Annotated in this window: 11 protein-coding genes and 2 pseudogenes; 9 read left to right on the forward strand and 4 right to left on the reverse strand. The window is 62.4% G+C overall.

Annotation, left to right across the window (positions count from 1 at the left end; translation table 11 throughout):
• The first annotated feature begins 74 nt into the window (after nucleotides 1-74).
• Complete coding sequence (locus OU993_RS02800) at nucleotides 75-1,130, forward strand: polysaccharide deacetylase family protein (RefSeq protein WP_268154739.1); 1,056 nt, start codon at nucleotides 75-77, stop codon at nucleotides 1,128-1,130.
• Nucleotides 1,131-1,154: 24 nt separating this feature from the next.
• Here OU993_RS02800 and pdxH read toward each other — a convergent pair whose 3' ends face one another.
• Nucleotides 1,155-1,775 carry a pyridoxamine 5'-phosphate oxidase gene (gene pdxH / locus OU993_RS02805; protein ID WP_268154740.1) on the reverse strand — a complete coding sequence of 207 codons (621 nt, stop codon included), beginning with the start codon at nucleotides 1,773-1,775 and terminating at the stop codon, nucleotides 1,155-1,157.
• Nucleotides 1,776-1,846: 71 nt separating this feature from the next.
• Here pdxH and OU993_RS02810 point away from each other — a divergent pair, with 71 nt between their 5' ends.
• The 4 genes from OU993_RS02810 to OU993_RS02825 all read left to right on the forward strand — a co-directional run bounded on the left by OU993_RS02810 (nucleotide 1,847) and on the right by OU993_RS02825 (nucleotide 5,256).
• Nucleotides 1,847-2,296 carry an RT0821/Lpp0805 family surface protein gene (locus tag OU993_RS02810; RefSeq protein WP_268154741.1) on the forward strand — a complete coding sequence of 150 codons (450 nt, stop codon included), beginning with the start codon at nucleotides 1,847-1,849 and terminating at the stop codon, nucleotides 2,294-2,296.
• Between the two features lie 207 nt (nucleotides 2,297-2,503).
• On the forward strand, nucleotides 2,504-3,682 hold the full coding sequence (locus OU993_RS02815) for a J domain-containing protein (protein ID WP_268154742.1): 1,179 nt from the start codon (nucleotides 2,504-2,506) through the stop codon (nucleotides 3,680-3,682).
• Between the two features lie 131 nt (nucleotides 3,683-3,813).
• A complete protein-coding gene (gene fabI, locus OU993_RS02820) occupies nucleotides 3,814-4,632 on the forward strand; it encodes an enoyl-ACP reductase FabI (RefSeq protein WP_268154743.1) in 819 nt (272 codons plus the stop codon).
• A gap of 27 nt (nucleotides 4,633-4,659) precedes the next feature.
• On the forward strand, nucleotides 4,660-5,256 hold the full coding sequence (locus tag OU993_RS02825) for a histidine phosphatase family protein (RefSeq protein ID WP_268154744.1): 597 nt from the start codon (nucleotides 4,660-4,662) through the stop codon (nucleotides 5,254-5,256).
• A gap of 15 nt (nucleotides 5,257-5,271) precedes the next feature.
• Here OU993_RS02825 and OU993_RS02830 read toward each other — a convergent pair whose 3' ends face one another.
• Nucleotides 5,272-5,532 carry a DUF1344 domain-containing protein gene (locus tag OU993_RS02830; protein ID WP_268154745.1) on the reverse strand — a complete coding sequence of 87 codons (261 nt, stop codon included), beginning with the start codon at nucleotides 5,530-5,532 and terminating at the stop codon, nucleotides 5,272-5,274.
• Between the two features lie 1,359 nt (nucleotides 5,533-6,891).
• Here OU993_RS02830 and OU993_RS28810 point away from each other — a divergent pair.
• The 4 genes and pseudogenes from OU993_RS28810 to ribB all read left to right on the forward strand — a co-directional run.
• Nucleotides 6,892-7,167 (forward strand): annotated as a pseudogene (locus tag OU993_RS28810) (PAS domain-containing protein); the annotation flags it as partial.
• A gap of 399 nt (nucleotides 7,168-7,566) precedes the next feature.
• Nucleotides 7,567-9,523 (forward strand): annotated as a pseudogene (locus tag OU993_RS02835) (EAL domain-containing protein); the annotation flags it as partial.
• Between the two features lie 136 nt (nucleotides 9,524-9,659).
• Nucleotides 9,660-10,757, forward strand: a complete 1,098-nt coding sequence (gene aroC / locus OU993_RS02840) for a chorismate synthase (protein ID WP_268154747.1) — start codon at nucleotides 9,660-9,662, stop codon at nucleotides 10,755-10,757.
• Between the two features lie 25 nt (nucleotides 10,758-10,782).
• Complete coding sequence (gene ribB, locus OU993_RS02845; protein ID WP_268154748.1) at nucleotides 10,783-11,883, forward strand: 3,4-dihydroxy-2-butanone-4-phosphate synthase; 1,101 nt, start codon at nucleotides 10,783-10,785, stop codon at nucleotides 11,881-11,883.
• Nucleotides 11,884-11,893: 10 nt separating this feature from the next.
• On the opposite strand, the gene OU993_RS02850 is transcribed toward ribB, so the two are convergent.
• Nucleotides 11,894-12,586 (reverse strand): RES family NAD+ phosphorylase, encoded by a 693-nt coding sequence (locus OU993_RS02850; protein ID WP_268154749.1) that lies wholly within the window; start codon nucleotides 12,584-12,586, stop codon nucleotides 11,894-11,896.
• A 6-nt stretch (nucleotides 12,587-12,592) separates the two neighbouring features.
• Nucleotides 12,593-13,027 carry an antitoxin Xre-like helix-turn-helix domain-containing protein gene (locus tag OU993_RS02855; RefSeq protein ID WP_268154750.1) on the reverse strand — a complete coding sequence of 145 codons (435 nt, stop codon included), beginning with the start codon at nucleotides 13,025-13,027 and terminating at the stop codon, nucleotides 12,593-12,595.
• Between the last annotated feature and the right edge of the window lie 53 nt (nucleotides 13,028-13,080).

A 13,080-nucleotide genomic window follows, 5' to 3' on the forward strand; every position in this document is an offset into this window, starting at 1 on the left:
CGTCTTCAACAAGGCTTAACCTTCTAGGCGCTAGCGTGCGGTCTCTATTGGGTGGAAGGCGGTCGGCGACACGCATGAGCGTAAATCTCGATGCCATTTGGCGCCGCGGGGTCAAGCGTGGCTTGATTGCCGGAGGACTGGAGACCGCGCATGTCCTGTCGCGGCTCGGTCTGCTGCGTCGTGCCCGCGGCCGCGGCGCAATCTTCACGCTCCATCACGTCCGTCCCTTCACGCCGCGCGCCATCGCACCGAATGCGCATCTGGAGGTAACGCCGGAATTCCTCGATCTCGCCGTCCGGCGGCTGAAGGAGGACGGCTACGACTTCGTCTCCCTGATCGACGTGCCGGACCGGCTGCGCGCGCCAAAAGAGCGACCCTTCGCCTGCTTCACGCTGGATGACGGTTATCGCAACAATGCCGAGCACGCACTGCCGGTGTTCGAACGCCATGCCGTGCCCTTCACGATCTTCATCAACGAGGGGTTTGCCGACCGCACGCACACCATCTGGTGGGAAACGCTGGCGGAGATCCTGAATGCGCAGACCCGCGTGGTCTTCGATTTCGGAACGGGCGACGAGACGATCGATCTGGCAACCGAAACGCAGAAACTCGATGCCTTCGATCGTTTTGCCCTGTTCATCCAGAGCACCGACGAGGCCGAGGCGGTCGGCGCGCTCGATGGGCTGGCCCGTCGCCTCGGATTGGAACCGCTGACGATCACCGAGAGGCTGACCATGGGGCGGGAGGAACTTCTCCGGCTGAACCGGCATCCGCTGGCGAGTTTCGGCGCCCATACCGTCAGCCACCGGGCGCTGAAGCGCCTGTCGGATGCGGAGGCAAGGCGCGAAATGCTGCGCTCGGCGAACTGGCTGGAAGCCCTGACCGGAGAACGCCCGGCAACCCTCGCTTACCCTTACGGCACCGATTCGGCGGTTTCTGAGCGCGACCGGGCGCTGGCGGCGGAACTCGGTTTCCAGGTGGCCGTCACGACGCGGCCGGGCACGATCTGCGAACGGTTTTCTAATCATCTGACCGGCCTGCCGCGCATTTCGCTGAACGGTTATTACCAGGCACCGCGTTACGTGGCGGCGCTGGCCTCGGGCATTCCCTTCGCGCTGCGCGCCGCCTGACCGCCCGTCGCGGCGTGCCTTTCGTCAGGGATACATCCGCGTCTTCGACCAGCCCTGCCCTTCAGGCGCATGACGGAACTCCACGCGGTCGTGCAGGCGGAACGGCCGATCGTGCCAGAACTCGATCGACTGCGGCTCGATGCGGAAACCGGACCAGTGGGGCGGCCGCGGGATCTCGCCGATCGCATACCGAGCCGTGTATTCGGCAACCGCCTTTTCCAGGGCAAACCGCCCCTCCAGCGGGCGCGACTGTTTGGAGGCCCAGGCACCGATACGGCTGCCGCGCGGGCGCGAGGCATAATAGGCATCGGCCTCTTCATCGGAAACCACGCTGACGGGGCCGCGCACCCGCACCTGGCGGCGCAGCGACTTCCAGTGGAAACACATGGCGGCCTTCTTCTGGCCCAGGATCTCCTGGCCCTTCTGGCTTTCGAAGTTCGTGTAGAAGACGAAACCGCGCTCATCGAAGCCTTTCAGCAACACCATGCGCACATTCGGCAGCCCGTCCGCATCGACGGTTGCCAGCGCAACCGCGTTGGGATCATTGATCTCGGAGGCCTCTGCATCCTTCAGCCAGGTTGCAAAGAGGGCAAAGGGCTCGTTCTCTTCGGTGAAGTCACCGCCTGTTAACCGTTCTTCGGACATATTGACTAAAACGCTCCTGATCTGATCGAATGCAGCCGTAGGACCTTTTCCGGATTGGACGCAAGGTGGCAGTGACTGATACGACAAAAAACCGCATTGGACTGCCGCTCTCATTGTCCATTCGAGCCATCACGTTCTTTTTCGTCGCAGCAGCCGTTTCCGGTTGCACCAGCGGTAGCCTCGATCTTTTCGAAGGCGCAAGCAAGGTCGACCGCAGCATCTCGACTGCCACGGTGCCCAAGCCGCCGCAGGAAACGGTGTCCGATCAGGTGACCATCCTCAATGCCGTGACCTCCACCGACCTGACAAAGCTCGGTGATTCGCCGCTTCCCTGGGCCAATACCACAACGGGCAGCGCCGGCGTCGTCTCGTCCATCCGCGAAGCCAGCCGCAACGGCACCACCTGCCGGGATTTCGTCACGACACGCCATGCCTTCGACGGCGTTGCGCAATATCGTGGCACCGCCTGCCTCGATCCGGCGGGCCGCTGGACGCTCGTCTCCTTTGCCGCGCGCTCCTGATACGGTCCTGGCGCTTACCTTCCGGTAAGCTTAATTTTAGATCCAGCTTTCGTGTAAAAGCATATTTACCGGTTCAGCCGCTACCGTCCCCCCATCGACGCCTCGGCAGCCGGTCATCCGGAACCCGAGGCTCATTTTGGGAGTTCATGCGAGGCAGCCTGTCGCCATGCCGGCCGGACAGGGGCCCTCTTTTGACCGGTGGCTTTGATGCGTGATCCTTATTCCATTCTCGGCGTACGACGGGACGCAGCAGCAGACGAGATCAAGGCGGCGTGGCGGTCCAAGGCCAAGACGCTGCATCCGGACCATAACCAGGACGATCCCATGGCCGCGCAGCGATTCGCGGAAATGGGTCAGGCCTATGACGTGCTGAAGGACCCGGAACGCCGGCGCCGGTATGACCGCGCCGTCGAAACGCAGCAGACCATCATGCAGCAGCGCGAGGCAGCCCGCCAGGCGGAGGAACGGGCAAAAGCCGCCCGCGCCAAGGCCGAGCAGGTGATGGAGGAACTCGCCCGCACCAATGCGCAGGCGGCCAAGCAGGCCAAAGCCGCGGGTGCAAACCCGGGACAGGCCGCCGGAGCCGGCGCTGCAGAGACGCCCGAGGAAATGGTCGAGCGGATTTTCGGCACGTCCGCGGAAGCAAGAGCCGCCGGCGCCAAACTTCACGAACAGCAACAGGCGCAGGCAAAACCCGAAGCCGACGCCCGGACCGGTGATCCTGCAGCTGCAGACGGCACCGAGGCCGACGCCGATGGCGCAACCGGCTCCAGCAACGCCGATGCCGCGCCGAAGCCCGCCGCACCGCTGCCGCTTCAGGCGCTGGAACTGATCACATCACTGATGCGGCGCATTCGCGGCGAAGCACCGCCACCGGAAAAGGCACCGGATCTGCTGGCGACCGCCAAGGTGACGCTCGACGACATGCTGAAACTGAATGTCGCGACGGTGGCACTCTCGGATGGCCGCGACGTGCGCCTTCCGCTGGAAGCGGGCATGACCGATGGCCAGGAGATCCGCATGAAGGGCCAGGGACTTCGCCTCCAGGGCATGCAGCGGGGCGATCTGGTCGTCACGCTCCGGATTGCCCGCGACGAGCGCTTCCAGGTCGATGGCTACGATCTTCACACCGTCCTGCCGATTTCGCTGGAAGATGCCGTGCTGGGCGGCGAGCACGAAGTGGAGACGCCGGGCGGCAAGATCCCGATTTCGGTACCCGCCTGGTCCGGTTCCGACCAGAGCGTGACCGTTCCGGGGCTTGGCCTGCTGAAGGAGGGCGGCGAACGCGGCGACCTCATCGTCGAACTTCGGGTTGTCCTGTGGGAAAAACCGGACGACAAGGTCGTCGACCTGATGCGCCACATGCGCCACGGCCTGTTTGTTTGAAACTTTTGCGACAGTTTCCAGCCCGAGCACCCTTTGTTACGCTGGCTTACAGGAGATGATCCCCGTCAAGCTTGAACGCGCTTGCGGGCTATGCCATAGGCATCCTTCGTTGATAGTTCAGAGGGACGAGTATGGCTCAGGCATCTGGCCTCATGGCAGGCAAACGCGGCATCATCATGGGTGTCGCGAACAATCGCTCTATCGCTTGGGGGATTGCTAAGGCCATTCATGCTCAGGGCGGCGAAGTGGCGTTCACCTATCAGGGCGACGCCATCAAGAAGCGCGTCGAACCGCTGGCCGCCGAACTCGGCGCCACACTTGCCGGCAATTGTGACGTGTCCGACGAGGCTTCGATCGACGCCGTCTTCGCCGACATCGAACAGCGCTGGGGCAAGATCGACTTCCTGGTGCATGCGATCGGTTTTTCCGACAAGGACGAACTGACCGGCCGTTACGTGGACACCACGCCGGAAAACTTCGCCAAGACGATGCAGATCTCGGTCTACTCCTTCACCTCGGTCGCGCGCCGGGCGGAGAAGCTGATGACCGATGGCGGCTCCATGCTGACGCTGACCTATTACGGTGCGGAAAAGGTCATGCCGAACTACAACGTCATGGGCGTTGCCAAGGCGGCTCTCGAAGCGAGCGTCAAATATCTCGCCGTCGACCTTGGCCCGAAGAACATCCGCGTCAACGCGATCTCGGCGGGCCCGATCAAGACGCTCGCCGCATCCGGTATCGGCGATTTCCGCTATATCCTGAAGTGGAACGAGTACAATGCGCCGCTGCGCCGCACCGTTTCGATCGAGGAAGTCGGCGATGTCGGCCTCTACATGCTGTCCGACCTGTCGCGTTCGGTGACCGGTGAAGTCCATCACGCCGACAGCGGTTACCACGTCATCGGCATGAAGGCGGTCGACGCACCGGACATTTCCGTCGTCAAGGACTGATGTAAACGCCATCCAAAGGCAGGCACCGTGCTCATCTACATGATCCGCCACGGGCAGACCGACTGGAATGCCGAAGGCAGGCTTCAGGGCCAGAAGGACATCGGGCTGAACGACAAGGGGCGCGCGCAGGCGCGCCACAACGGTGCTACGCTTCGCATGCTGGTCGGCGATGATGTGGGAGAGTTCGCGTTTGTCGCCTCTCCCCTCTCCCGCACGCGGGAGACCATGCAGATCGCGCGGCAGGAGATGGGGCTGGAACCCCTCGATTACCAGACCGACGAACGGCTGGTCGAACTCTCCTTCGGCGACTGGGAAGGCCACACGCTCGACGAGATCCGGGCGATTTCTCCCGAACGCCTCAAAATGCGCTCCCGCCAGAAATGGGCCTTCATCCCGCCGGGCAGCGATGCGGAAAGTTATGAAATCCTCTCATGGCGCGTCGGCGCATGGCTGCAATCGGTGGACAGGCCCACCGTCTGTGTCAGCCATGGCGGCGTGATCCGTTCCGTCCTGAAGCTGGTCGGCGGCTGGGACGAGCTTGAGGCGGCGCGCTGCGACATTCCGCAGGACCGCGTGCTGGTGATCGAACGCGACAAGGATCGCGCCGACTGGTTCCAGGTCTGACGTTGATTTCTTCGACTACTGCATGACCTGCAGGTCATCCACAACGCGGTTGCCATCGACAACGGTGTAGAAAACCACAACTTTCACGCCGGCGGTCAGACCGTCGAAGTTAAACTCTTCCGGCACCTTGTAGACCTTGCCATCATCCAGCGTGAGATTGAGCTTCTTGGTGTCCACGGCCTTGATGGTCGCCTCGACATCCATGCTCTGCGAAAAGGCAGACAGGGGAGACAACAGGCTTGCGGTGGCCAGAAGGGCGGAAATCAGGATGCGCATCTGTGGAACTCTCATGAATCAGGCAAGCCTTGTAGGGACGCGTTTTCTCGTTCGATTGTGGCGAAATTCGCCCGGCGGGATGACAATTTCGTTGCAATGAAAGGCATACCGCCAAGTGACGTCGAGCGGAAGCCATACGCACAGGATCTTGCATTTCGGTGACAGCCGTCCCTCCCCGATCAGGCCGGTGCCCGTCCTCGCCCTCAAACGCGCCACAGATTGCCGGTCCCCATAAGCGCAAGCTCTGGCTGAGGCGTTAAGCCCGCACCACTAGAAATCCCCCTCGATTTTATGGAGGGCGATGCAATCGGATATTAACTGGCAAGGTCTAACTTGCTTGAAAATCTAAGTAATACAGGGAGGTCCAGGCGCTTGCTCTCCAGGCTACCGATGAACTGGCAAATGGACCATGCGTATCAGCGGTATCGCGGCCCTGTCGCGATCGCCGTTGTTATTGCGCTTCTGGTCGTGTGTGTCGGTGTCGTCCTGGATTATCAACGCACGCGACACCACCAGCTTGCCCTGAAGGAAGCTGCCGATATCAGCATGAATACCATGCTGAAACAGGTGATCGATCAGCTGGACAATCAGATCATGGCCGCCGACGGCCTTGCCCATACGCTGAGGCACTTCGGCGATTTCGCCATCCAGTCGATCGATCAACAGGCCCGCCAGGAACTGGAACGCAGTTCCTCACTGCTTGCGGTTGCCATTGCCCCGGACAATCAGCTCGCCCGGCTGATCACCCGCACCGAAGCTGTCGGTGACGGGACGGCGCCGCTTGCCGGCAACATCGCCGGCGTCAATGCGGACAGTCTCGCGCAGCAACTTCGCGGCTTCAAGGCGTCCGAACGCAGCCTGCTCGTGGAAAGTGCCGAAGACACCACCCTGACGCTCGCCGTGCCGCTGACCGATGACAGTGGACAGGCCTGGGGCGTTCTCGCCCTGCTGATCGATGAACAGCAGTTCCTGCGCGATGCAGGCATCAGCCCTTCGACCTCCAGCATGGATCTCCAGGAAACCACCAAGACCGGCTGGATGCATGTCTCCATTCATCATCTTGATCCTGGCGGCAAGACGCGCCTCACCGGTCAGGATCTTTCGGATCTTGCGCCAATCGTCTCCTCGATCCCGGTAGCGGGGGGCGCCTGGGAAATTGCGGCTGCCCCGCATGGGGGGTGGGATACCGTTCCGGAAGACCAGATCTCTTTCCGGCTGATGCTCGCCATCACCGGTTTTGCCATGATCGTCCCCGTCTTTGTCGCAAGCGTGCTGGTGGCCGAACGCAACCGGCACATCACCATGCTGAAGTCGCGCGAAGCCAAGCTTGTCGAACTGTCGCAACGTTTCAACCTGGCGATGGAAACGTCCAATATCGGCATCTGGGAAGTGACCGGCGACAATCACCTGACCTGGGACGCCCGCGCCGCAGCGCTGCATGGTCGCCTTGGAGAAGTTGCGGACAATCGTCTGGACGAATGGCTGCAGTCGGTCCACCCCGAGGACATCGACACCGCCGAGGCGCATTTCTTCACCTGTATCTGTTCGACCGGACCCTGCTCACAGGTGTACCGGGTGAAGCTCGACAACGGCGACGTCCGTTACCTGCGCTCTGCGGGTGCGAGCTATCGCAATCCCAATGGCAGCACGCGCACCACCGGCATTGTCTGGGACGTCACCTCGGACATGATGGTGAACCAGACGCTGCGCAGCGCCAAGGAAGACAGCGACATCAAGAATGCCGAGCTGGAACTCGCGCTCGAGGAACTGTCGAACCGGGAACAGGAACTCGAGGAGCTGTCCACTCGTCTCGACCTCGCACTCGGCTCCTACAATTGCGGCATCTGGGAATCGAATGTCGAGACCGGTTACGAGCTCTGGGACGCGCGCATGTGCCAGCTCTACAACATTCCCTATACCGACGGCGTGATTTCCAGTGATCAGTGGATCAACCTCATTCACCCCGACGACAGGCCGAGCGCGACCGACATCCGCCCGCAATTTCCGCGCGGCATCCAGAATTCGCTGACCGTGCGTGTTCCGCTTCCGAACGGCAGCATTCGTTACATCCGCTCGGTCGGCAAGGGCCACCTGATGCGTGACGGTTCGAAGAAGATCGTCGGCATCGCCTTCGACGTGACCGAAGACATGCAGATGACACGGCAGATCGAAGCTGCCAAACACGAGGCCGAAGCCAAAAACATCGAGCTGGAACTGGCGCTGGACGAGTTGTCGAACCGGGAACTGGAGCTGGAAGAGCTGTCCAGCCGCCTGGACCTGGCACTCGGCTCCTACAATTGCGGCATCTGGGAAGCCACACCGTCCACACGCACCGAAGTCTGGGACGCGCGCATGTGCCAGCTCTACGGCATCGCCGCCACGAGCAAGACGATCAGCACGCATGACTGGCTCGAGATGGTGCATCCCGACGATCGGGAGATGGCACGGACAATTTCGCCCAACCTGCCCGTCTCGATGAAGGAGCCGCTGACAGTGCGCGTGCCGCAATCCGATGGCAGCATTCGCTACGTCCGCTCGTTCGGCAAGGCGCATACGATGCGCGACGGAACGGTCAAGATCGTCGGCATCGCCTTCGACGTGACGCAGGACATGCGCCTCACCCAGCAGCTGCAGATCGCCAAAAGGGATGCCGAGGCGAAGAATGTCGAGCTGGAACTGGCAAAACAACGCATCGAGCACAATGCGCTGCACGATCCGCTGACCATGCTCGGCAATCGCCGCAAGCTGGATCTGGAGCTTGATGCCCTGTCCCGCGACAGCCAGAATGCCCGTCGTAGCGCAACGATCCTGCACCTCGACCTCGACCGTTTCAAGCAGATCAACGACACGCTGGGCCATGCCGCCGGCGACGCGATGCTGACACACACGGCCGAAATCCTGCGCAACAATGTCGGCCCGGATGCCGTCGTTGCCCGGATCGGCGGCGACGAATTCGTCATTCTGCTGCGCGATACCGCCGATACGGCAGGTGTGGCGGAACTAGCGAACCGGATCATCAGCGAATTCCGCCAGCCGATGGATTTCGATGGCTTTTCCTGCCGCTGCGGCGTGTCGATCGGGATTGCCCAGGCCAACGGGATGCGCATCGATGCCCGCCGCCTGCTGGTCAATGCCGACATCGCGCTCTACCGGGCGAAGGCGGAAGGCCGCAACCGCTTCGAATTCTTCACCCAGAACCTGCAGGCCGAGATCATCACTCACAAACGCACGGCCGACGAGTTGCTGAGCGCCATCGAAAACGGTGAATTCGTCACCTGGTACCAGCCGCAGTTCTGTGCCGATTCCCGCGAGATGCTGGGCGTCGAGGCGCTGGTACGCTGGAACCATCCCTATCGCGGCATCGTCGCGCCGGATGCTTTCCTGCCGATTGCAGAAGACCTCAATGTTTCGGCGGTGATCGACCAGATCGTTCTCGAAACGGTGCTGAAGGATCAGATGCGCTGGGCGGCAAGCGGCATTGCGGTACCGCGCGTCTCCGTCAACGTCTCCTCCAAGCGCCTGCGTGACGAAAGCCTGGTCTCGACGCTGGAAACGCTGTCGATCAAACCCGGCAGCATTGCCTTCGAGCTTGTCGAATCCATCTTCCTCGATGAGAGCGAGGACATCGTCACGCACAATCTGGAGCGCATCAAGGCGCTGGGGATCGACATCGAGATCGACGATTTCGGCACCGGCCATACCTCCATCGTCAGCCTGCTGAAATTGAAGCCGAAGCGGCTGAAGATCGACCGCCAGCTGGTGATGCCGATCGTTTCCTCGGCGCAGGAGCGTTCGCTGGTCCGTTCCATCATCGAGATTGCCAAGTCGCTGGGCGTCGAGACGGTGGCCGAGGGGGTCCGAGACGATGGAACATGCCGCCCTGTTGCGGACGCTTGGCTGCGACCTGCTGCAAGGGTATGCCTTTGCACGCCCCCTGCCCTTTGCGGACTTCCTGGAAGGCGCGCGCAACGGTTTCCGCAAAGTCGCCTGAATGGACGACACAGCGTTCATCGACAGAGACGGAAAGCCGCGCAAAAAGGCTTTCCACCCCACGCGCTTTTCCACTATGACAGAGCCGCTCCACGTCACGGCGCCTGGGAGAAGAAGGCGCGCAACGGTCAGGTCTCATGTCGCATAATACATTCGGTCATCTCTTCCGCGTCACCACCTGGGGTGAAAGTCACGGGCCGGCTCTCGGATGTGTCGTTGATGGCTGCCCTCCGGGCCTCACCTTCACGCTTGATGAAATCCAGTCCTTCATGGACAAACGCAAGCCCGGCCAGTCGCGCTTCGTGACGCAGCGGCGCGAGGACGACATCGTCAAGGTGCTCTCCGGCGTGATGATCGGCGAGGATGGCGTGACGATGACGACGACCGGCACGCCGATCTCGATGCTGATCGAAAACACCGACCAGCGCTCCAAGGATTACGGCGAGATCGCCAAACGGTTCCGCCCCGGCCATGCGGATTTCACCTATGATCTGAAATACGGCATCCGCGATTATCGTGGCGGCGGTCGTTCCTCGGCGCGCGAGACGGCAGCCCGCGTGGCGGCCGGAGCTCTCGCCCGCAAGGTGGTGCCGCAGGCGACGATCCGCGGCGCCCTGGTGCAGATCGGCAAACACAAGATCAACCGCGCCAACTGGGATTGGGCCCAGGTCGACCAGAACCCGTTCTTCTGCCCGGATGCCGAGATGGTGCCGGTGTGGGAAGAGTATCTCGACGGGATCCGCAAGGCGGGTTCTTCGATCGGCGCCGTCATCGAGGTCGTGGCCGAAAACGTGCCGGCCGGGCTCGGTGCGCCGATCTATGCCAAGCTCGACCAGGACATCTCCTCGCTTTTGATGTCTATCAACGCCGTCAAGGGCGTGGAAATCGGTGACGGTTTTGCCGCAGCCGAACTGTCCGGCGAAGACAATGCCGACGAGATGCGTATGGGCAATGACGGCACGCCGCTGTTTTTGTCCAACCATGCCGGCGGCATCCTGGGCGGCATCTCGACCGGCCAGCCGATCGTTGCCCGTTTTGCCGTCAAGCCGACGTCCTCGATCCTGACCGAGCGCCAGTCGATCGATTCCGACGGCAACAATGTCGATGTCCGCACCAAGGGCCGCCACGACCCGTGTGTCGGTATCCGTGCCGCACCCATCGGCGAAGCCATGGTCGCCTGCGCGATCGCCGACCATTACCTGCGGGATCGCGGCCAGACCGGCCGCCTGAAATAATCCGGCTATCCAGGGGATGAATGCCATGCCTTTCGACCAGAAGCGCGTCGTCGACGCCATCCGTGCCTTCGAAGCCGGCCAGATCGTTGTCGTGACCGATGACGACGACCGCGAGAACGAGGGCGACCTGATCGTCGCCGCCGTTCACTGCACGGCCGACAAGATGGCCTTCATCGTGCGCCACACCTCCGGTATCGTCTGCACGCCGATGCCGCGCGAAGAGGCCAAGCGCTTGAACCTCAACGCCATGGTGGCGGAAAACGACAGCGCGCATACCACGGCCTTCACCGTGACCGTCGATTTCAAGCACGGCACGACCACCGGCATTTCGGCGGAAGACCGGACGCTGACGGTGCGCAACCTCGCCAACCCGAATGTCGGGCCTTCGGATTTCGTCCGCCCCGGCCATATCTTCCCGCTGATCGCCCGCGAAGGCGGGGTTCTGATGCGCTCCGGTCATACGGAAGCAGCCGTCGACCTCTGCAAGCTCGCCGGCCTGCCGCCGGTCGGTGTGATCTGCGAACTGGTGAACGACGACGGCACCGTGATGCGCGGCCCGCAGGTGACGGCCTTTGCTGAAAAGCACGGCCTGCTGCAGGTCTCTGTCGCCGATCTCATCGCCTACCGCCAGCGCAAGGAAACACTGATCGAGCTGCAGTCGAGCTTCGAGATCGCCACCCCGGTCGGCCCGGCCAAGGCGCATGCCTATTCGCTGCCCTGGGACCCGATGCAGCACCTGGCCGTGGTGTTTGGCGATATCCGTGACGGCGAGGACATTCCGGTGCGCCTGCACCTGGAAAACGTCGCTCGCGACGTGTTTGGCACCGAACGCTCGGTCTCGCGCTACATGCAGAAGATCAGCGAAGCCGGCCGCGGCATCATCATCTATCTGCGTGAAGGTTCTGTCGGTGTCGGCCAGTCCGGCACGGGACGGCGCGCCCGCAAGGGTGCCGAGGACCACGGCCAGGCCCAGAGCCGCGAAAGCGAATGGCTGGAAATCGGGCTTGGCGCGCAGATCCTGAAGGATCTCGGCGTCACCTCCATCAAGCTCTATTCCTCCCGCGAGCGCCATTATGTCGGCCTGGAAGGGTTCGGCATCAAGATCACGGCGACCGAGATCATCTGACGCTGTCCGATCAACCGGCGCGCGGTCCCTCGACGACCGGCGCCGGCTGTCCGTTCCAGATAAGGCGCCAGACGTCACCCTGGCGGACCGACTGCACGGCAGCCGGACGCAGGATGGCCAGGCAGGTGCCGCCCGGATGGCGCACCGACGGGTAGATGATGCCGTTGGTGCCGGCGTGGCGGGCCTCATCCGCCAGACGATTGCCCGCCGGATAACCGCTGGCCTTGTCCGCTGCGAGCGAAGGATGGTGCGGCCTCTCGCGCAGATCGACGAATTCGCCTGAGACGCTGCACAGCATTTCTGCATAATCGACCGTCGCGTGGAAATCCCCGGCCTTTTCCAGGAAATCGGTCATGTGGAAGGTGATTTCGGCGAGGCAGGTCTCGACCGCCAAGGCGGCATACCAGGCGCCACGACGTTCGCCGTTAAAGCGGTTCGGCTCACGCGGCTTGGCATAAGCAAAACTGGCATTGATGAAATGGCCGTGTGGCACGTCGTAGACGAGGTCCTGCGGAGAGAGGTCGGAAAATCCGATCGTTTCCGCCTGCAGCCGGCCCGAGGTCGCGCCCTCGATCTCCGCCAGTTCCTGCAGTTCGCGCTCACTGTCCACCAGGGTTTCCAGTACCGAGGCCCTGAGCCGCGCCGTCGAGACGAGCTGCACGGTGCGCGGATAGGCCAGCACCGTCACCGGAACGCCAGCCACCTGCACTCAAAGGCCCCCGCGCACGGCATCGATATACCGGCGTACTTCGAGCATATGCGGAATGCCGCCTGACATCATCGCCTCGACAGGTGTGCGGCGATCAAAGAGGACGCCGCTGTTGGAAAGCTGCGGCCACCGATCGGCCATGTCATCGACGAAAAGCAGATGCAGGCCCTTGTAGATGCCGGTCAGCGCCGAGATCCGCGTCAACTGATCCTGGCTCAGCGTCTTCGTGACGGTACCGCCCTTCATCCGCTCCCAAGTGCTGACGGAGACACCGAGGAGAGCAGATGCCTGCTGCGCGGTCAGGCCCCACGCAGCCACCAGTCGCCCGAACGCCTTCAGCGCCGTCTCAGACAGACGCGCCCGTTCGCCCTCATCGGCAAAGCCGCGCCGCTCGATGATGCCCGGTTGGCGCGTTGCACTCGGTATGGCGACCATAAGTCTCTCCATCAAATGACAGAGAGACCATACGTCATTTGATGGTCCGTTAC

Source organism: Rhizobium sp. SL86 (assembly GCF_026672545.1).
Lineage (GTDB): Bacteria > Pseudomonadota > Alphaproteobacteria > Rhizobiales > Rhizobiaceae > Neorhizobium.